Origin of the sequence: Actinopolyspora mortivallis, assembly GCF_003001495.1 — a bacterium.
GTDB classification, from domain to species: domain Bacteria; phylum Actinomycetota; class Actinomycetes; order Mycobacteriales; family Pseudonocardiaceae; genus Actinopolyspora; species Actinopolyspora mortivallis_A.
The window spans coordinates 14,522-34,877 of sequence record NZ_PVSR01000013.1 but is presented as its reverse complement, the minus strand read 5'-3'; the positions used below and the strand labels follow the sequence as shown (position 1 = coordinate 34,877).

The 20,356-nt window shown below is 63.1% G+C and carries 6 protein-coding genes; all 6 read right to left on the bottom strand.

Annotation, left to right across the window (positions count from 1 at the left end; genetic code table 11):
- Positions 1-11: 11 nt before the first annotated feature.
- Positions 12-3,086, bottom strand: coding sequence for a non-ribosomal peptide synthetase family protein (locus CEP50_RS09905; protein WP_181188313.1), 3,075 nt, complete (start codon positions 3,084-3,086; stop codon positions 12-14).
- A 320-nt stretch (positions 3,087-3,406) separates the two neighbouring features.
- Complete coding sequence (locus CEP50_RS09900; RefSeq protein WP_106113656.1) at positions 3,407-4,783, bottom strand: cytochrome P450; 1,377 nt, start codon at positions 4,781-4,783, stop codon at positions 3,407-3,409.
- Between the two features lie 33 nt (positions 4,784-4,816).
- On the bottom strand, positions 4,817-6,016 hold the full coding sequence (locus CEP50_RS09895) for an aromatic ring-hydroxylating oxygenase subunit alpha (RefSeq protein WP_146134783.1): 1,200 nt from the start codon (positions 6,014-6,016) through the stop codon (positions 4,817-4,819).
- 118 nt (positions 6,017-6,134) lie between these two features.
- A complete protein-coding gene (locus CEP50_RS09890) occupies positions 6,135-12,716 on the bottom strand; it encodes a beta-ketoacyl synthase N-terminal-like domain-containing protein (RefSeq protein ID WP_106113654.1) in 6,582 nt (2,193 codons plus the stop codon).
- Entirely contained in the window at positions 12,706-18,690 is a 5,985-nt protein-coding gene (locus tag CEP50_RS09885; RefSeq protein WP_106113653.1) for a type I polyketide synthase, read from the bottom strand. The genes CEP50_RS09890 and CEP50_RS09885 overlap by 11 nt, the downstream gene beginning before the upstream one ends.
- Positions 18,687-20,345, bottom strand: coding sequence for a PfaD family polyunsaturated fatty acid/polyketide biosynthesis protein (locus CEP50_RS09880; protein ID WP_106113652.1), 1,659 nt, complete (start codon positions 20,343-20,345; stop codon positions 18,687-18,689). The genes CEP50_RS09885 and CEP50_RS09880 overlap by 4 nt, the downstream gene beginning before the upstream one ends.
- Between the last annotated feature and the right edge of the window lie 11 nt (positions 20,346-20,356).

Here is a 20,356-nt window from a genome sequence, read left to right as displayed (position 1 = left end):
TCCGACTCCTTTCAGAGGTCCTTCGAGGTGGGGTCGAGGAAGCCGCAGCGTTCGAAGTAGTCGAGGTACAGGTCGAGCAGCCGTTCGTCGACGGGCGGGATGACCAGCCCGGAGTCGGCCAGCCCGCGGACGAGGTTCTCCCGCCCGAAGGTGGGGAAGGTCCCGGCGAAGTACATCTCCTTGACCGTCATGTCGCCGGTGTTGGCGGCATCGGCGAAGACCGGGATATAGGGGGCCAGAGGACAGTCGGGCTCCTTGGAAACCAACCGGGCCATTTCGGACACCCACTGCCCGTAGTCCAGTTTCCGCACCGGGTAACCCCGTGCCCGCAGTCGCTCCACCAGCAGACCGAGACGGGCGTCGTGCGGATTGGTCAGATGGTAGGCGTGTCCGCGAGGGGGTTCGTGAGTGATCAGGTGTACCAGTGCCTCGGCCGCGACGTCCACGGGCACGAAGTCCAGCGGCAGCGCCACGTCCGGGGCGAGACCGCTCTCGGCGATGGTGCGGAACAGCGCGCACATCATCGTGTCGGTGTTCCAGATCCCCTTCCCGGTGGTTCCCGTGATCTCGTAGGGACGGTGGATGCTCACCGGCAGCCCGTGTTCGGAGGCCCTGCGGAAGAGCCACTCGGACACCCACTTCGTCTCCTGGTAGCCCATGGACAGCTTGTCCGGGTGGGCGGGTGGAGCGTCCTCGGGAACGTGACGGACGCCGGCGACCCCGTTACCGACGATGGTGGTGATCGACGAGACGTAGTGGACGGGTTTGAGCCTGGCGGTGGTGGCCAGCCGCAGGACTTCGTGACTGCCTCCGACGTTGGTCGCGCGCATACTCGAGTACGGGAACACGAAGTTGACGTGCGAGCCGTTGTGCACCACGAGGTCGACCCGTTCGGCGAGCTCGTCGAAACGGTCCCCGAGTCCCAGAGCGGGCCGGGCGAGATCCCCGGGTACGGGAACGACCCGGTGGCCCACCTCGTCGAAGGACAGTCCGTAGCGCCGCATGTTGGCCGCGATCCTGGTCAGCGCCTGTTGGTCGTTCTCGGCCCGGACCAGGCACAGCACCGTGGCGCGCGTGCGGCGCACGAGCCGGTCGAGCAGGTACGCCCCCAGGAAGCCGGTGGCTCCGGTGAGCAGTACCGACCCGGGATCGTTCGGGTTCTCCACGGCGGGGGCGTCGAACCGCAGTTCCGGGTCCAGCCGCGTCTCCGCCCAGAAGTCCACGGTCTCGTTGGCCGGGGAACCCGCCGTGGAGATCGACTGTTCGACCCGCTCGGCGAACTCACGCAGCGTGGGCGAGGCCAACAGGCAGCGGATCAGGAACCGTCCGCGCGAGGCTGGGATGTCCCACCTCTCCGCCAGGAGTGCCACCATGCGGGTGGCGTGCAGGGAACGCCCGCCCAGGGCGAAGAAGTCGTCCTCGCGGTCGACGGCGGGCAGCCCGAGCAGCTCGCACCAGATCGCGGCCACGCCCTGTTCCGCCTCCGTCGCGGGCCGGTCGCGCACCTCCCTCGGTTGCCGCTCGATCTCGGGCAGTCGGGACCTGTCCACCTTGCCGCTGTGGTTGAGCGGGAAGGTCTCCACCGCTCGGATCGCCTCGGGGACCATGAACTCGGGAAGGCGGTCGCGGGCGTACTCCCGCACCCTCTCGCTGAGGTCCGGGTTCGCGCCACTGCGTTCCGAGGAGACCCACGCGACCACACGTCGCTCCCCGGAGTCGGAGGCGCGGGTTTCCACCACGGTCCGGTCCACCTCGGGATGGGCTCCCAGCACGGACTCGATCTCGCCCAGTTCCACGCGGAACCCGCGGACCTTCACCTGTCGGTCCTGGCGCCCGAGGTACTCGAGCACCCCGTCGGGGCGCCACCGTGCCCGGTCCCCCGTGCGGTACAGCCGTGCTCCGACTTCTTCCGCGAAGGGGTCCGGGACGAACCGTTGCCGGGTGAGCTCGGGGGCTCCGTGGTAGCCGAGGGCCACCCCGTCACCGCCGACGCACAGCTCGCCCTCCTCCCCGACGTCGGCCGGTTCCAGGTTCGGCCGCAGCACGTGGGCGGTGGAGTTGCTGACCGGACGTCCGATCGGCACGGTCTCGGCCTCCGCGTCCAGTTCCGCGACGTCGTAGGCGGTGGAGATGACCGAGTTCTCGGTGGGCCCGTAGCCGTTGAGGAACTGACCGGGCGGGCCGTGGGCGAGCACGCTCCGGGCGACGTTGGGATTCATCGCCTCACCGCCGACCATCAGGCACCGCAGCGATCCGAACATGTCCGGACGCCGCGGGGCCACTTCGTGGAAGACCCCCGTGCTCAGGAGCAATACGCTCGCCCGCTCGGAGGCGATCAGTTCGGCCAGGGCGTCGGGCGCGAGCAGGGTCTCGGTGTCCACGAACACCAGCCGGGATCCGTTGAGCAGCGCGCCGAAGATCTCCCAGCAGGAGATGTCGAAGCACAGGTTGATCGTGGACAGCACCGTGTCCTCGGGACCGAGAACCAGGTGGTCGGTCCCCCGCACCAGCCGTACGACCCCCCGGTGGGGAACGGTCACGGCCTTGGGTGTTCCCGAGGACCCGGAGGTGAACATCACGTAGGCCGGATCGGAGCCGGAGACCTCCTCCCTCTCGGGGAGTGTGGGGGAGGAGGCGTCCAGGCGTGCCGTCACGACGGTGCGGTCGTCACTCACCCGGCAGCGCAGGGGCTCGGTGGTCAGCACCACGCGGACACCGGCCTGCTCGCACATGCCGCGCAGCCTGTGGTCCGGGTGGTCCGGATCCAGTGGGACGTAACCGGCCCCCGTTTTCAGGGTGGCCAGGATCGCCGCGACGGCCTCGGCCGAGGACTTGATCAGGACTCCCACCAGCTCGCCCGCGCCGACCCCCTGGCAGACCAGCTCGTGCGCCAGTGCGTTCGCCACGCCGTCGAGCTCCCGGTAGGTCAGGGCCTCGGCTCCGCCGCCCACGGCCGGCGCTTCCGGGCGGGCCCGGACCTGCTGCTCGAACAGGCGGTGGATCGGAGTGTTCTTCGGATAGTCGGTGGCGGTCTCGTTCCACTCGGCGGGTGGTGTTCCCGTTGCGGTCTCGATGCGAGCGGTCACGTGTTCTCCTCTGCTGCTCGGTTGTGCCTTCCTCCGGAGCGCGACGTTCACGGCTCCGTCGCCGTGCGCGGAGAACGGCTTCGTCCCGTTGCGGTCTCCCGTGGATCCCGGGAGGAGTTTTCGCGCGGAACGTTTCCCGCGTGGGAACACCATGCTGTTATGGAACGCTGACCCGACGCTGACCTCGCGCTGACACTCGCAAAGTGAAATATGTTCGAGTTTGATGAATCACGGACGTCGGGTTCCAAGAAAACGGCATATTTCCTGGACCCGCCGTTGAACCCGCTCTTTCGTGAACCGTACTACACGGTTCTGCGCAGCTACTGAACCGAACCGTCATGCTCGATGTGATCACCTTTTTCGGTTCGCACCGGTTCCAGCGAGATGCAAGGATTTGAGTCCGGATTGAGGTAGAAACCGGGAGAGGGTTTGATTTCTTCTTCTGATTCTTCTTTTATGTCGTATTTTTGGACGACGAGGGAGGTGATTATTTTCAGTTGTTGGAACGCCATGTTTTTCCCCAGGCAGGCACGCGGACCGAAACCGAAGGGCATGTATGCACCACTGTCTGTATCGCGTGCGTCCTGCGAGGAGAACCTCTCCGGATAGAAATCGTCCGGGTGTGACCAGTATCGAGGATTCCTGTGCAGGAGGTAAGGACTGATCATGATGAGCGTTCCGGGAGGAACAAGATGGTTCTGCAGTCGAGTTTCCTGGTTGGTTGCGCGAAATATTTTCCAGGTCGGGGGGTAGAGGCGCAGCGTTTCCTCGACCACATGATCGAGAAATTCCAAGTCTTTCAAGTGTTTTTCCTCGATAGGTTTCCCGCTTGTCGTCCGGTTGATTTCTTTCCGTGCCTCCAGCTGTACTCGCGGATTCAGGGAGAGACAGTGGAGTATCCATGTCATCACGATGGAGGAAGCGCGTTCGCCGGCGATCAGATTTCCTAGTACACCGCAGATGTCTTGTGGTGGTAGGGGATTTCCGTCCTTTTTGTTCTTCTTTTGCAGAATACTTATCAAGTTGTCTTCCTTGTTCACCTCGTGAATCCTGCTTGCTACCTTCGGAAGAATGATGGAGTCGTGACGTTTTTTTATCTCGTGCGTTTCTTTTCTTTCCTGTCGGAGGGTTCGTTTCGAAGGCTTCACCAGTCGGGTCGACCAACGTTCGGTGATGTCCTCGATTCTCCCGATGTCATTGATGATCGTTTCTGTCTCGCTCTCCGTGAAACGTGTGCGGAGAAAAGCTTCCGACGTCATCCGGAACATGATTTTGCGAAACTCCTCCAGAATTTCCGGACGTCCTCCGTCGTTCTCGGTACTTCCGAAGCGTTCGATAGCGTAATCGGCACTCTCTACCAGGTCCTTGAGTGCTTTCTCCGAGATGATCTCCGTGAATGCTTCTCCATCCGACCGTTTACGCTGCTCCCAGTCTTCGCCCCGCGAGAGCAGCAGGCTTCCGCTGAGGAATTTACGCAACGGCGGAGGGTTTGTCCGGACGTAGATGCTGTCGTCTGAAAGTACGTTTTTGGCATTCGTGGGATCGTTGACCACCAGGATAGGTTTCTTTCCTGTTCTGACGCGAACGAGGTCTCCGTGGTTTCGGACCAGGTCCGTCATTCCCTTCAAGGGGTTTTTGCTGATATCACGTAGGGCAAACATTCCTGAAAAAATGTTTGGTCCGGGGATTCGGCTCATCCTTTGTCCTCCGCTTTTTCGTGGGCTTCTTTGTTACGAGGTGGACTCAGGAAGATAGTGTAGATCGTGTATCAATGATCCTTTCGGGTAAAGATGGGATTTTTCTTCCACGTAGCGTGTGAACATGGTGCGCATGGATTGGATGGTTCTGTCGAAGTCTGTGGCGCGGAAACGTTCCCCCTCGACGTAGTTGGCCTGGGCGAGCATGTTGGCGTCCTCGATCCCGAGGTGTTGGTAGATGAAATCGCTCATGAGGTTGCGTAGTATTTTCCGCTCCAGAAAATTCTTACCATGTCCGTCGGCGACGATGCTGCAGACGAACTGGTTTTTTCCTCGTTCTAATGGGTTGATCGAGGTCCACATCGCGATGTTTGTTCGTCCGATACGGGACCGGGTCTCTTGGCACAGTGGGGTGACCAGGTCGGCACGTACTTTCAATCGGGGAGATTTGTTCGGTTTTCCCCGAATTCGTCTGAGTGAACGACGCAGGCGTGAGACGATGGTCAACATACGCATCGGTAGGGCATAGGTAGCGGTAGGAGAGTCATCGTCGATCTCAAACGTCATCTCGATCGCGCGGCGGACAGGATAGTCGCAGTCGTGATTGATACCGATGGAGGAGTGAGCGAGCCTTGCCGGCCGTTCGGGAGAACCGGAATAAGTGGATTCCGCGTGGGTCCAGATGCAATGGGGTACGTCGAGAAAATGATCCATCCAGACCCGGATATCTCCACCAACGTCGAAGGTTCTGGTGACGACCACCGGATCATTCGGGAGATTGTCCCGTTCCACGGGGAAGGGAGCGGAAGGCTCGTCCTCGACGGAAATCCAAACCAAACCGACCTCTTCGCGGACGTGGAAGCTGCGAACGGAGCACCGTCTGCGGAATTCGTGATCGACATCGTACACTTCGGGAATTTTTACGCAAAACCCATTTTCGTCGAAGCGAAAATGGTGAAAATTGCATCTAATTTTTCCGTCGCGCACGCTTCCCTGGGAAAGAGGTATTCCGCGATGACCGCACATGTCCTCGAGTGCGGCGACCTTGCCCGTGTCTGTGCGGTATAAGACAACGGGAACTCCCCAGTACAGGACGCGCTTCGGAGCGTCGCCGAGCTGTCGTGATTCCAGGACGGGAAGCCACATAATGGATCCTTGGTGAGTTGTTTTCAGGTTCGCGAATGGATGCTTTTGTTCCTGGATGTTATCCGGGACGTCCGGAATGGTATTCACACCATTTCTTGCTGTTTTCTTTCGGTGAGATTCGTCGAATATTCTTGTCGGTTTTAGTGTTTCGGTTGGCTGACAAGGTGTTCCTCCTGGTAGTGGAAGGTTTTGTCGTTGCGGAGACCTACTCTTTGGGAGGCCGGTGTTCGTCTCCGGGTGTCCCGTCGCGCGTGGTGATCCTCGCGGAACGGTCCTCGGAGGAGAAACGCCGGTACCTCCGTGTCGGCGAAGTACCGGGGACGACGCGGATTCCAAGATCCGCTCGATACAGACATGTCCCGTCCGCCCACAACCAGGCCCTGCCCCGTACGTGGTGCCCGCGTTCGTCTCGACCGCTGTTCCGGATCTCCGCCTCGATGACCACCGACCGGTTGGTGGGAACGACCTGACCCCGATAGGTCCAGGTGAACTCGCTTCCGAGCGCGATCGGCTCGAACCGGGGATCCGGTAGATCGGTTCCGACCCCCTGAAGGATCACGTAGTACTGGAGGAGTTCCGTCATAGCCTGGACACCGAGACTGCCCGGCTGGACGGGGTCCTGGAAGAAGTGAGCACGGAAGTACCATTCGTCCCCTCTCAGTCTTTGTTCGGCGCGGATTCGATCCGAGTCGCCTTCTTCGGAAGCGGACCAGAAGCCTGTGACTCGGTGCAGCATGCCGAGCATGGGTCCTGGAAGACGAGGCCCTTCACCTCGCTGGTTCCTGTGCACGGTGAGGTCAATATCTCGGTTGTTCGGATCGTCAAGGCCGGGGGGTTTTTCGGTGTCGGGAATACCTACCTGGTTCTCGAAACTCTCGGGAGGGAAGAAACCGAAAACTGTTCTTCCCTCCAGGACGAGTCGTTCATCCGCGTAGCAGTGGATCGCGAATGTTTCGATCAGTGTGTCGCCGAATCCGGTGAGTTTGAGGAATTCCACGTGGGTTCGTATCGTTTCTGCCGTGGGCAGGACCTCGTCGTGGAGTGTCGCTGTGCCGTCGAGGTTGCGGAAGACGGGTTCGGTGACCGTGCACCGGACGCTGCCGAGGTAGGAGGCCAGCCATCCACACGGTTGTAGTGCTACCTCCATGAGAACCGCGATCGGCATCGTCGGGGTGTCGTTCTGTTCGAAGTACCAAGCCTGATCGGGAACGTCGTATTCCGCGTCGATCGAACTTCCTTCACGGAGCTCCCCCATCGAGGCATTGATCTCCGAGACCCTGCTGATGAAGTGGTATGGGGGGCCGGGGAGTCGTGGAATCGTCCTGCCGTCGTCGTACCCCGAGTACAGTGGTCCGAAAGCCTCGCTGGGAGCTCCCCAGGCGGCTGCGAGCATGGCCGCGTAGCCGAACCGGAATCCGTCGACGGTGGCCGCACGGGTTTCGTCGTGCCCTCGTAGACCACCGAGTTCCGCCAGGGGGACCAGTTGTCCGGTTTCCTGAACGCGTGGTTGTTCGAGGTGACGCCAGTGGGAGAGCGGCCAGTCCGGTACGAGCCGGAGGCCCAGTCTCCGGCCGTGGAAGGCTTTGGTTCCGTCCACTGAGCACAGAACATCGGCGAACACCGTCGGATAGGGGCCGTCGGACAGCTCGGCAACGAAGACCTCGTAACTGAGTTTCCGATTGTTCGGGCTGACCTGACCCCGACAACGCAAACGATAAGGTTGCTCGGGTACGGGTTCGAACCGCCATCCGTCCCGGGAAACAGTGAATCCGCAGGCGCTCAAGTAGAAGGACAGAGCTTGCAGACATCCTTCGAACATCAGAGTGCCCGGCATACACGGATCGTTCTTGAAGTGCCCCGCGAAGAACCACTCGTCTGGTTCGATGGTTGTCTCGGCGCGCAGGTAGCCCCCTCGCCACGGGCCTCCCCCCGGGTCGAACTCGGCGACCCGTTCGAGTAGCAGCATTTTCCCGTCCCCGACGCGGGGTGTGCGTACGTGGGCTCGGGTCCTTTCCCATCCGTGACCGAAGCAGTCGGCGGGTCTGCCCTCGGCGAAGGCTCGGACGGCCTCGAAATCGAAGTGGCTGTCCCGACAGCGAACGAGGGGAGGGGCGATCGAGCCGGGGGCGGGAGCTTCGTCGACAGCATCCCACATCAGACCGGGGGCCTGCTCCAACTCTTCGTGGGTGAAGAACCCCGCCTGACCTTCGCGTACGGACAACTGGCGTTCCTGACCGCTCCAGCAGTCCGAGCGGAAGAAGAACAACCTTATCCCGTCGTGTTCGCCGTGTCCGTCGATGTGAATGTCGAACCGAAGGGTTTCGCCAGGTACAGGCAGGCGGCGGTGGAACGTCAGTTCACATCCGAGCAGTCGGTAGACACGTTCACCTCGGGTGCGGAGGTCGATACCAAGCCAGCTGATCAGCAACAGATCGGCCTGGCCGGCCTCGACCAACAATCCCGCCGGCATGTGACCGGTGTGGTCGAGATACCAACTGTCCGTTCGGACATCCGTCTCGGTACTGACAGAACCCGTGCCCAGGGAAGCTGGTTCGGCATCGATGTCCAGTACTCGGTCGGCGAGCAGCATCGGAGGTTGGGGCATACGTGTCTGGTACGGGTACTCGTCCTGGGGCAGGAACTGCGGACCGAACAGGGCGGAGACGCGGCCCCAGGAGAGATATTCGAGTTGTTCCCTGTCGAACAGTGGTTCCCGCTGTGGATGCGGAGCCTCCCGCACTCGGTGCTCGGCAGGATCCGAGGGTTTCCGTCTGGAGGAGCTCGCCGGACGTGCTCGGGAGTTGTCGGGGAACCGCGTCGAGGCTGAGGACGTGGTTTTGTGGGGGGAGTCGAACTGATTGTGCAGTGCTGACGCATGTGCCGCCCCGTCCAGGAATCGCTGGTGTACGGTGGCCTGTTCGTTCAGAAAGGCTCTGTGTACGGCTGCTGCTCGTTGGTATTGATCCTGGATCAATCGGGTGAGGGTGGTTGCGGATCCGTTTCCTCCCGAGATTCCGTGTGGTAACGAATAAGCGTCGGTGGTCGGTTCCAAACGGGGAGCTGTTGGCATCACCACCGCTGGTGGAAACGGCTCGGGTAGCAGTACCGGCGCCGGATGTGCTCGAAGCGAGATCACCTTCCCCTTTTCGGGAGCTTGCTCCGTGTCACCGAGTCGTTCGAACAGCTGGTGTGAATCGACCTCGAGTCCAGCTGCGACCAGCTCCGCCGTGCTGTCGGCGAGTTGCCGGGTTCCGTCACGGTCCTCCCGGTCGAGTGCGACGGCAAGGAAGTCGCGTTCCCCCAGCGTTTGTCGGATCCATCCCGTACACGTCGATTTGGGACCGTGTTCGATGAATACACGAACACCGTCCGACCAGGCACGTTCCACGGTGGCCGGAAAGTCTATGGGACCTGTCCCCTGGGTGGTCAACGCCTGGGCGATCGCGTCGGAAGTGGGGGTGTACGGTTCGGTCGAACCGCAGGAATAGCAGCGCAGTCCAGGGGCGGCGACGGTGTCCCAGTGGTGGGCTCTCCACCACTGGTCCCGCACCTCGGACAGTTCCGGGGCGTGGGCGGCCATGTCGTAGTCGAGCGGTACGGCCGCGTACTGGTCCAAGTTCCGCAGAACTCGACGACAGGCCTCCGCTTCACCTCCCAGGACGCACATGGTGGGTGAGTTGATCGCGATCAGATGTGCTGCGGGTTCGGAAGTGACCGCTTCCTCCAGGATCTGTGGTGAGCACCACACGGCATAGTTTTTCCAGGCGGATCCGGTTATCCCGGAACGGTTCCACACCTGTCGAACGGCGCGGTACTCGCCGAGGATCTCGTTGCGGAACAGCTGCGAAGACCGTATGTGTTCGGACACCGCCCGGGGATTCGTCCACAGGCCCAGGGCGATACACGCTGCCGACTCGCCGGACGAGTAACCGAGCACGGCATTCGGGCGCAGACCGAGCAGTTTCCGAGTGATGCCGCTGTGGACGTGGGCCAGCACGGCTGCGGACCAGAGAGCTTCGAGTGATCCGGCGACGCTGCTTTCAGACTGCCCGTACGCCCATCCCGTCAGTTCGGTGAGTGCCCCCACTTGTTGCTCGGTGTGCTGGAGCAGATCAGGAAAGGCGAGGAGGAGCTCCCGTCCCATGCCGGAGTAACTTGCCGCGCCGTTGGTGAACACGAACGCGACCTCCCCCTGGACGGGGCGTTCCCGGAACGCGATCCCCCAAGGGCGCGGACCACCCTCTGCCAACCAGCGTCGTGCCTGGTCAGTGCGATCCTCACCGGCTTGTGAGATGATGACCAGTCTCGCCGGTCCTTCGGAGGACTCCTGCCCGGATTCCAGTGCTCGCTGGGCGGAGTCGCGATCGTTTCCGGAGAACACACTGATTAGCGGTGAGGGGTGGGCGGTGAAGGCGGCTGTGTCCCGACTGCGATCCGGGCCTCGCAACCGAAGGCGGTTGTGCTGCCCCGTCACCGTTGAGCTGTTGACCGTGGCCACGTGTTCACCGAGCCACGGATCCGCGGCGGCGCCGTGCCGTGGGATCGCCCTGTGTCGTAGGGCCAATGTCGCGATCGCTGCGGAGAGCAGGCCGCTGGCAGCGTGGGCCCTGCCGAAGCAACTGCCGGGATCGAAGTGCGCGGTAGTTCCTTCGACGTCACCGGGCCGGTCCCCCACCAGCAGGCTCGCATTTTCGGTGCTCCCGCTTTCCTGGTCCAGTATGGCGTAGACGCGGTCTCCCTCGTTCCGCGCGTCTTCGAATCGTTTGAGGATCAGCACAACGGCTGCGTCTCCGGGGACCGTTCCCGGAGCCAGCGCCGTGATGGCCGTGGTGTGCACGGGTTCGTGGGAGAGGTCGACCGCGGCGACCAGAGCCGCGTCGATCTCACGCGCGCCCAAGGACCGAGCTGCGCTCTCCAGAGCGACCAGTCCGGAGGCCTCCTCCGCGGAGATGGTCAGGCTCGGTCCGTGCAGATCGAGTTGCACGTTGAGCCGATTGGCGACGACGTTCGGCATGGTGCCGAGAACGCCGGCGGGCCGCAGCGGTGGGGAGAAGGCTTCGCGGACGGCTGCGCCCTGGTCAGTCGGATCACCGGTATCGGCTCCGTCGACCAGGGCTCCTGCCCGTACTCGGGTGGCGTAGCGGGCGGACTCGGGATCACAGCCCATCCCGGCCACCACGGCGGTACTCGCGGAGGGCAGTCGGCTCTGCTCGGCCGCTTCGCGTGCTGCTTCCAGCAGGAATGTTTGTTGAGCGTGCGCCTGTTCCAGGTCATGGGGCGGGAACCGCAGTCCCGTCAGCCCGACGGGGTAGTACTCAGCCGCTTGTGCACTCGCCGTTCCGGTGAACAGGGCTTGCCGGAAATCCCGTGTGTTGGAATGGGATCCGGTGTGGACGCTCACGCCGACGATGGCCACCGTTGCGTTCGGGGCGGGGGACGAAGGAGCGACGGTGGTGTCGGTACTGGTCGGACAAGCGTCGAGGATGAGATGTGCGTTGCAGCCACCGAAACCGAAGGCGCTGATTCCCGCCCGTCGATGTTTGGACCATTCTTCGTTGCGTTGCAGAACCCGCACCGGACTTCCCCGCGGGGGCTCGACCGGATCCTCGGCGGAGGGGGAGAGGGGCAGGATTCTTTCGGTGAAGGCTCCGAGAACTTTGATCAAACCCGCCGCTCCCGCCGTCGTGAGAGAATGTCCGATGTTCGCTTTCAATGATCCGACGGGGAGATCCGTGCTGTCGGCGAACACACGACTGGCACTCCGGATTTCGGCGGAATCGCCGGTAGGGGTTCCAGTGGCATGGCATTCCAGCAGCGTCACGCTTTCGGGCGGGATTTCGGCCTGACGATAGGCCTGGTGCATGGCGTGTTCCTGGCCTTTTTCGCCCGGTTCCAACAGTCCGGTGTTCCGTCCGTTGTTGGACAGGCCGATTCCGCGTACGATCCCCAGAACGGGTAGATCCATCCTCAGGGCATCGGACAGGCGGAGCAGAGCGACGAAAGCCGCGCCCTCCGCCGGGACCAGACCGTTCGCGTTGCGGTGGAACGGGCGGGACTCCCCCGTGGGACTGAGCGCCGACAACGCGGTGAAGCCCAGGTGGATACACAGGGAGTCCGCGCAGCTGACACCTCCGGCGACGACGAGGTCCAACGAGCGGTCGTGCAGTCGGTCACAGGCGAGCTTGATGGCGTACAGCGAAGAGGCGCAGGCAGCGTCCAGCGCGAAGCCTCCTGCTCGGAGACCGAGAACTTCGGCGGCCACGGAAACGGGCATCCCCGATGAGAAACGGTTGCGCGGGTCAGTGGAGTTGTCGAAGCCCGTGGACAGTGTTCCGGGAAAAGGTCGGTCCTGTTGGTGGAGCCAGACTCCCTCGGCAAAGCGAGTCAGCCCGGAGGTCGGGAAGGAAAGATTTCCGCTGATCAACCCCCCTCGTGCCAGCAACTCGGGAGTGTTGATTCCGCGCAACGCCTGACGTGCGCTGTGCACGACCCAGTGCACCACGGGGTCGAGGGGGGACAGCTCCTCGGGGGAGAGCGTGAGCCCCGTGGGATCGGTGAGTCCGTCGACACCGTGTACGTACCCACCGATGTCGGTCCGGACCCGGTCGATCGCCTCCGGTGAGTCGGGAGGGGCGAGAACCGAGGATTTCGGTACGCGCCACCGATCGTCCGGCACCGGGGACAGGCTGATCCGTCCCTCCCGCACGTTCTCCCACAGGGCGGTGGGATCGGTGGCGTCGGGCAGCACACATCCCTGGCCCACGATGGCGACGGGTTCAAAGGACATGACGTTCTCCTGTTGACGAGCTGCCGTTCGTGACGTCCGGCCTGTTCACGAGACGTACACCGAGGAGCTCGGCATAGATGTCTCCGTTCGCTGACAGAGTAATGTCACATTCCACCGAGTCGGTGTCGGTCCTGACGTGTCGGACCACGCAGCGGTACCCGTCCGCGCGGATGTCCTCCCCGTGTACCCGGAATACGCGTACCGACATGGGCAAGGTCGGTCGGTCGAGTACGTGGTCGGCCCACAGGAGTGCCAGTTGTAGGCCGCCGTCCACCCCCGCTGGCTCGGTCCGGTACCGGCGAGATGACCAGGAACTGTTCCTGACGCTCGTCACCGTACCCACGGCCCCGGTAGGGCCGATTCCGACAACCTCCTCAATCACCCGAAAACGCGGACCGTGGAACAGCACGGTGCCGTCGTAGATTTCTCCTTCGAGAACTTCCAGATCGGTTGGGAGGGGTCGGGTTTCCTCCTCTCCCTCCAGGGGTTCGGCCGTGGCTCGGTAACAGTGCGTTCCTTCCGGTGACGTCAGGTGGACTCGGACGATCCCGGATTGCTCCGTTGGTTCCGCGCCGACCCGCATCCACCGTGGTTGCTCGGGGGAGGAGTCCAAATGAACAGTCTGGAGGACGGCTACTTCACGGAGCTGGGTTCCTCCCGCTCTTCTGTGGAGGTGTGCGATGGACATCAGCCATTCCGCCGCCAACGCCAGAGGCAGCACGGGCTGATTCGCGATGGCATGGTCCCACAACTGCGGGTGTGCCGCGGTATCGATCCGCACCTCCCCTTCGGAGGCGCGGTGCATATCGCCCGACCACGCTTCGCTGTCGGAGTCGGCGAGCACGATCGGTTCTGGTTCCGAACTTCTTTCGCATTCGGTGACGAACGCCTGAGCACCGAGTTCGGGCGGTATCGTCTCGATGCCACGTCCGTGGAAGTGCGCGGAGAGTTCAGCGGTGACCATGCCGCCTTCCCAGGGGCCCCACGCGATGCTGGCGGTCCGGCACTCCGGACGCCTGTGTCGCTGGGCACGCAGAACATGCCCGAGAACCTCGTTGGCCATCGCGTAGTCACTCTGACCGCTGTTGCCGAACACGGCGGCTACTGAGGAGAAAGCGCACAGCAGTTCGAGAGGATCCTGCTCGGTGGCGGCGAGCAAAGAGCGCAGTCCGGACACCTTGGTGTCGAAAACCCGGTTGAAGACATCATCCGTCTTGTCGGTGACCAGGGCGTCAGCAAGACGCCCCGCCCCGTGTACGACGCCTGTGATCCGCCCCCAACGCCGGCGTACGTCCCGCAGTACGACGTCGACGGCCTCGTGGTCGGTGACGTCGACATCCCAGTAATCTACTTCGATACCTTCTTCGCGCAGAGCGTCTACGGTCGTTCGGATCTCCCGCATTGCCATGATCCGTCGACTCCGTTCACGAATCTCGGCTGGTGTGGGAGAACGCTCACTCTCCTCGAGCAGAACGCGTTTGAGTTCCGTTTCGGTGCTGCATTCCCGCAGCCGTTCCGGCTCCTCCTCCAAGGGAGTGTGCCCGAGCAGCGCCAGCCGTGGTCCTCGTGCCCTGGCGAGCGCGCGGGCCGCCTTCGCCGTGATTCCGCGCCCACCGCCGCTGACCACGAGGACCGAGTCCGAGGTGATCGGATTCCGTGCGTGTTCGCCGGGGCCCGGAACCGGTGCGACCTCCAGGACGAAACGTTGGTCATCGGAGCGAAGACCCACGTCGTGTACGGATCCTCCCTCCAACAGTTCCCGGCAAAGGGATTCGGCGATCTGTTCGGAGGAGCGTCGACCTCGTTCGCAGTCTATGGCCTTGGTGGTCGCCCCGGGCCATTCGTGACCGCAGGTGCGGGTCAGAGCGGCCATGCCCCCGGACCAGACGCGTAGAGCATCACCGCCGCCGATTCCGAAATCGCCCCCCGTGTCCTGCACGGTGACCAGCAGAGGAGAGGGTTCGTCCGAGACGCTTCCGACCTGACGTGCGATCCGGAACGCGGTGCGGTTGACGGCGAGCGCCTGTTCCTCAGAAGTGATTTCGGTCAATCCTCCGAGGAAGACCACACGGGCACCGTCCGTGGGCACCGTATCGGAAACGGTGGCCGGAACACCGTGCTCCCGGAGTCTGCTCGCCAGCGCCTCGGCGATTCCCCCTCCCTCCCGCAGGATCGTCACCGGGCCGTGCGGCAGGCCGGGAAGGCACAGTTCCGGTGCCTCTCGGGGGGTGACACGGCGCGCCAACCGTGTCAGAGGCTTTTCAGTCGATTCGTACTTTTGGAGCGTGCTCGTGGCCGTGGTCTTTTCGGAGCTTGGTGGTGGACGGATGTCGGCCTGTGCCGATAACGATGATATCCGTTCGTTGTTGTCCGTATCCCCATCCGGGGACAATGTGGTCAGGACATCGCTCAGTGAGCGCATCTTGCCGAGTTCTGCTGCGTCGACCTCGGGGAGATCGGGGACCTGCTCACGCAAGGCGGAAAGGATCTCGACGCGCTTGATGGAATCCAGCCCGAGATCCGAGGTGAGTTCCATTTCTGGTTCCAACATCTCGGCTGGATAGCCGGTTTTGTCAGCCACGATGGACATCAACGTCGCTTCCAGCCCTTGGGAGGATGATTCTGCGGGATCCGGGGATTGTTGGACAGGAGGACCCGGTTCCGGCTCTGTCCGGACCGGATCCCGAGTCTCCGGAGGGGGCGGCGGAGAGGGCGGTGTCCCCGTCCCGGACGTGGGAGACCCTGTTCGAGGGGCGGGTGCCGCGAACGAAGGGGCGGGTGGAAGGGGGTCCGGGGCGGAAGGAGGCGCCTGGTTCTCGCCGGGCGCGATCGGGCCTGCTCCGGCGGCCGAGGCCAAGTGTGCTATGGAGTTCTCGGCGAAACGTAGGAACGCGGTGTGACTTTCGGCGACGGAGCGCTGGTACGCGGCATGGACCTCAGCGGTGTAGCGTTGCATCTCCTGCAGGGCGTACGACCACTTCTCGTCGGCCGGAGGAGCGTCCTCGAGCGACGGAGGTCTGGTCGGAAGGGGAGGATCCTGCTCCGTCGAGTTCCAGGAAGACGACGGGGTGATCGACCCTGTGGAAGCTGTTTCCGGCTCCGCAACCGGGTTTGTTCCGGCCGGTGATTCGTTCGCCCCTTCCCCGTTCGCGGGATCAGACGCCGAGGGGGGATAGGGTTTGCCGTAGTTGGTTCCTGTGATTTCGGCGGTCCGTCTCGGGTCGTGTGTCATCGGTTCCTCGTCAATTACGTAGTGCTTCCAAAGCACATCGAAGTCCAGGGTGAATCCGTGTACGGACAGTTTCCCCAGAGCCTCGTACAGGCTCCACACTCCGTTGCCGCCGTGCTGGTCCAAAGAGACGGCCAAGTGGGATCGTTCGGAGAGGATCTCCTTGATCAGACCGGTCTGCGCCGCCCCCGCTCCCACCTCGACGAAGGTACGTATCCCGCGTCGATACATCGCTTCGATCTGGTCCACGAAGCGTACGGGCCGTACCAGGTGTTCCGCGAGACGCCGGCGCATGTCCATCTCGGAGGTATAGGGCTCCGCGTCGATATTGCTGAGAACCGGAATTTCCGGGGTGGTGAGTTCCGTTTCGTCCAGAACCTGACGGAAGGGAGTTCGTGCCGAGGAGACCAGCGGACTGTGAAAACCGGTCGCCGTGTCCAGTCTGCGTGTGGTGATGTTTCGTTCGGAAGCACGGCGTTCCAGATCGACGAGTCCTTCCTCCGTGCCGGAGACGACGACTTGTCCGGGAGAATTGTGGTTGGCTATCCACAACTCATTTTCTCCGGAAATCATTTCCTGAGTTGTTTCGGTCGAAGTTTTCAGGGCGCACATCCCGCCGGAGCGTTCCGGCGCGTCACGCATCAACTCGCCGCGGATCCGGGCCAGGTTGACAAGCGTTTCTGCGCTCATCGCTCCGGCCGCGCACAACGCGCTCAACTCCCCGAAACTGTGCCCGCCCACGCAGGCGGGTTTCAGGCCGAGGTGCTCCAACACGGACAACAACGCGAGGCTTTGGACGGCTACCGCCGGTTGTGCCCATTCGGTGCTGGTGAGGAGCGTTCGCTGTGCCTCGCGTTCGTGTTCGGTGAAGGCGGCAGGAGGGAACACCACCTCGTGTAGCCTCTGGTCTCCGACCCGCTCGGATGCCAGACGGTCCCACACCGACAGCGCCTCGGGGAACGTCATCGCGATGTCGGCCCCCATGTGGACGTATTGACTGCCCTGACCGGAGAACAACAGGCCGAGCTCCCCGGGGGAGGCGGGAGTGGGGTCGCAATGCACACCACCGGGATGGGAGAACGCTTCGTAGGGGGATCTCCGGAGCTGCTCCACGATTCTCCCCAACTTGGCACGCAGATCGTCCGGATCGGTGGCGATCACTGAGGCCCGTGCTGAGTCAGTGGCGCGAAAAGAACGCTGCGTCCGATGGGCGATCGTGGCCAGCGAGTGCTCCTGAGAGGCCACGTGCTCCGCGTCCCGGATCAGATCCGTCGGAGATTCCGCGCTGAGCAGGATCAGTTCTGCCGGCATGACACGTAGGCGCCTTCCGGGACGTGCCGCGGAGTGCTCCGTGGACCGGTACTCCTCCAGAGTCAGGTGGAAATTACTGCCGCCGAAACCGAAACTCGACACGGAGGCGCGTCGAGGGTGATCTTGCCCCCGGACCCATGGACGGGCTCGCGTGTTGACGTACAGCGGGCTCTCGTCCAGTTCCAAAGCGGGATTGGGGTGGTCGACCTTGATCGTGGGAGGGAGAACGCCGTGATGGGCGGCAAGCAGTGCCTTGAGCAGGCCCACGGCTCCCGCTGCTGATTTGGTGTGACCAAGCTGTGATTTCACCGAGCCCAACGCACACCAAGGGCGGTCTCGTCGGGTCGACTCGCCGAACACCTCACGCAGGGCCTTGACCTCCGCCGCGTCCCCGGCGACGGTGCCGGTACCGTGGGCCTCGACCAGCTCCACCGTGTCCGGGGAGTAGGCGGCGGCCTGGTAAGCGCGCCGCAGCGCCAGGGTTTGCCCGGAGGAACGTGGTTCGTAGATGGCCACGCCGCTTCCGTCAGAGGAGGCCCCGAATCCCCTGAGTACGCCGTAGACCTCGTCACCGTCCCGTTCGGCGTCGGCCAGTCTTTTGAGCGCGAACATGACCAGTCCTTCACCGAGGATCGTGCCATCGGCCCGGGCCGCGAACGGACGTGCGTCTCCGGAACGAGAGAGCGCCCGGGTCTCGGCAAAGCACATGTACATGACGATGTCGTTGAGCGTGTCCACTCCGCCGCTCAGGGCCAGGTCCGACTGGCCCAGAGCGAGTTCGTTCATCGCGCTCGTCATGGCGGCGAACGAGCTGGCGCAGGCAGCATCCGCCGTGTGGTTGGTCCCGTGCAGATCGAATCGGTTGGCGACGCGGCCGGAGACGACATTGCTGAGCACTCCGGGAAAGGTTTCACCCTGCCAGGGGACATAGTGTTCGGCGATCCGGTCGCAGATCCGTTGTGTGGTCGCCTCGTCGAGACCGCTCTCACGTAACGCCCTGTACCAGACCGGCCGTTGCAACCGATTGCTCATGGTGGAGAGCAGTTCCATGGCAGCAGTACCGAGAACCACGCTGGTTCGTTCCCCGTCGGGACGGGGACGGCCTCTGAACGCGTCGGTCAACGTCTGGTCGGCGACCATCATCGCCAGCAACTGGCTGGTATCCGTGGCACGAAGCGCTGCGGGGGGTATTCCGTGAAGCAGTGAATCGAACGGAACGGGATCCAAGAAGGCGCCGCGCTGCGTGTACACCTTCTCCGGTGCCGCGGGGTCGGGGTCGAAGTAGTCCTCGGCCAGCCAGTGAGTGGAGGGGACGTCGGTGATCAGGTCACGTCCGTTCACAACATCTCGCCAGAATCCGTCTGGTGTCTTCGATCCCGGGAGCATCGCGCCGAGCCCAACAACAGCGATCGGGACCTGCCGTGGCTCCGTCATGTATGGTTCCTTCCTGCGACCAGTCGACGGGGAACGTAGTTCCCTGCCGAGTCGGGTAACGGTGCGCCGAAGGTGCGTATTTGGTGTGCCCGGGTCGCCACGGCCGCACCTTCCAGGAGATTGCGGGCGATCTGGACCACCGAACGGTTGCGGAGTGGGTCCAGCCAGCTACCACTGACCCATCGGTTGAATGCCCCCATTGCCGGGCCGCACCAGATTTGGTAATCGCTGCGTCGCCGCTGGTCTCCCTTGATCGCCCAACGACTCGAGTTCCCGAGGTACCAGCGGAAAGTCAGTGCCATAGCATGTTTGGGATCGTTCTCGGCTCGCCGCAACTCTGCGGGGTCGCGTTCGTGCCAGAAGCGGACCACCTCGTTCCACACTTCCTCGAGAGAGGAGCGCAGAACCCGCCGTTCCAAGTCGGTCCGTTCCGCCTGCGGTATTTCGTTCAGACCGTTGTAGGCGCGGTACGTGTCGTAGAGCTGTTTGGCGCGGGCCGCGAACAGTGTGCCACGACGCAACAACTGAACCTGGACACCGGCCTCGAACATGTCCGCAGCAGGGGCCATGGTCACGTCGGTCAGGTCGGCCTCGGCCAACATGGATTTCCCGTCCTCGGACAGCCCCGATTCCACGGAAGCCTGATTGATCGTTCCGGTCAGCACGTACGCCGCTCCCATAGCGAACGCCGAGGCCACTCCACGGGGAGTTCCCAGTCCTCCGGCGACTCCGATACGAATCGGATCGGTGTAACCGAAACTGCTCGTCATGGAGTCGCGCATCGCGAGTATGCTCGGCAGCAGAGCACTCATCGGGCGGTTGTCGGTGTGTCCACCGCTGTCCGCTTCGACCGTGATGTCCTCGGCAACGGGGATCTTTCCGGCCAGTTCCGCCTCGGTGGGGGTGAGTTGTTCTCGGTCGACCAATGTTCGCAGTACGTCACGGGGAGGAGGAGAGAGGAAGCGTTCGGCTACGGTAGGATGCGAGACTTTGGCGAATACCTTCCTGGGGCGTTGGATTTCGCCTTGACGATCCGTGCGCAGTCCGGAAGCGGCGCAGCGCACGACGGCCGGTGTGAGTGCGGTGAACGCCGATGCGGAGATTCGTGGAACGTTCCATTTCAACAGGATCTCGGCGACACCGTCCTCCAGAGCTGGTTCGTAGGGCGAATGGATGAGATTGACCCCCCAGGGGCCTCGAGGGCCCAGCTCCTCGTGCAGAGTTTTGATCGCTCGTTCCACGGTAGCCGGCCCGAGTCCGGCGGCTCCGAAGAAGGCCAGCATCCCCGCCCGGACCATCTCGATCACGAGGCGAGTGGTGGCGATGCCATTGGCCATTTCTCCGGCGATGTAGGGGAAGCGTACGCCGTGTGCTTCACAAAAGGAGCGATCTCCCAACCATTCCGGGTAGAGCGGGGGCAAGGTCCCCAGCAGGTGGGTACCGGAGGGGACGTGAGCATCGTTGTCCGACTCTCTTGCCGAAGTCAGGACACCGACCCGCCGACCTGATCGGTCACAGAGCGCCGACAGAGGGCTACGGATCTGGTGGACGGCTGAGGCGATACCGTAGGGGTGGAACTGCGCTCCGGACGGTGCCGAGGAACCTGTGGAGTCCCCTCCAGCGTTGGTGTGTTCAAGCAGAGTTCTGTCCGGCATATGATCTCCGT

Coding starts and splice junctions, on each gene's coding strand:
- CEP50_RS09880 (WP_106113652.1), bottom strand. CDS start 20,345: ATGCCGGACAGAACTCTGCTTGAACACACCAACGCTGGAGGGGACTCC.
- CEP50_RS09885 (WP_106113653.1), bottom strand. CDS start 18,690: ATGACGGAGCCACGGCAGGTCCCGATCGCTGTTGTTGGGCTCGGCGCG.
- CEP50_RS09900 (WP_106113656.1), bottom strand. CDS start 4,783: ATGAGCCGAATCCCCGGACCAAACATTTTTTCAGGAATGTTTGCCCTA.
- CEP50_RS09890 (WP_106113654.1), bottom strand. CDS start 12,716: ATGTCCTTTGAACCCGTCGCCATCGTGGGCCAGGGATGTGTGCTGCCC.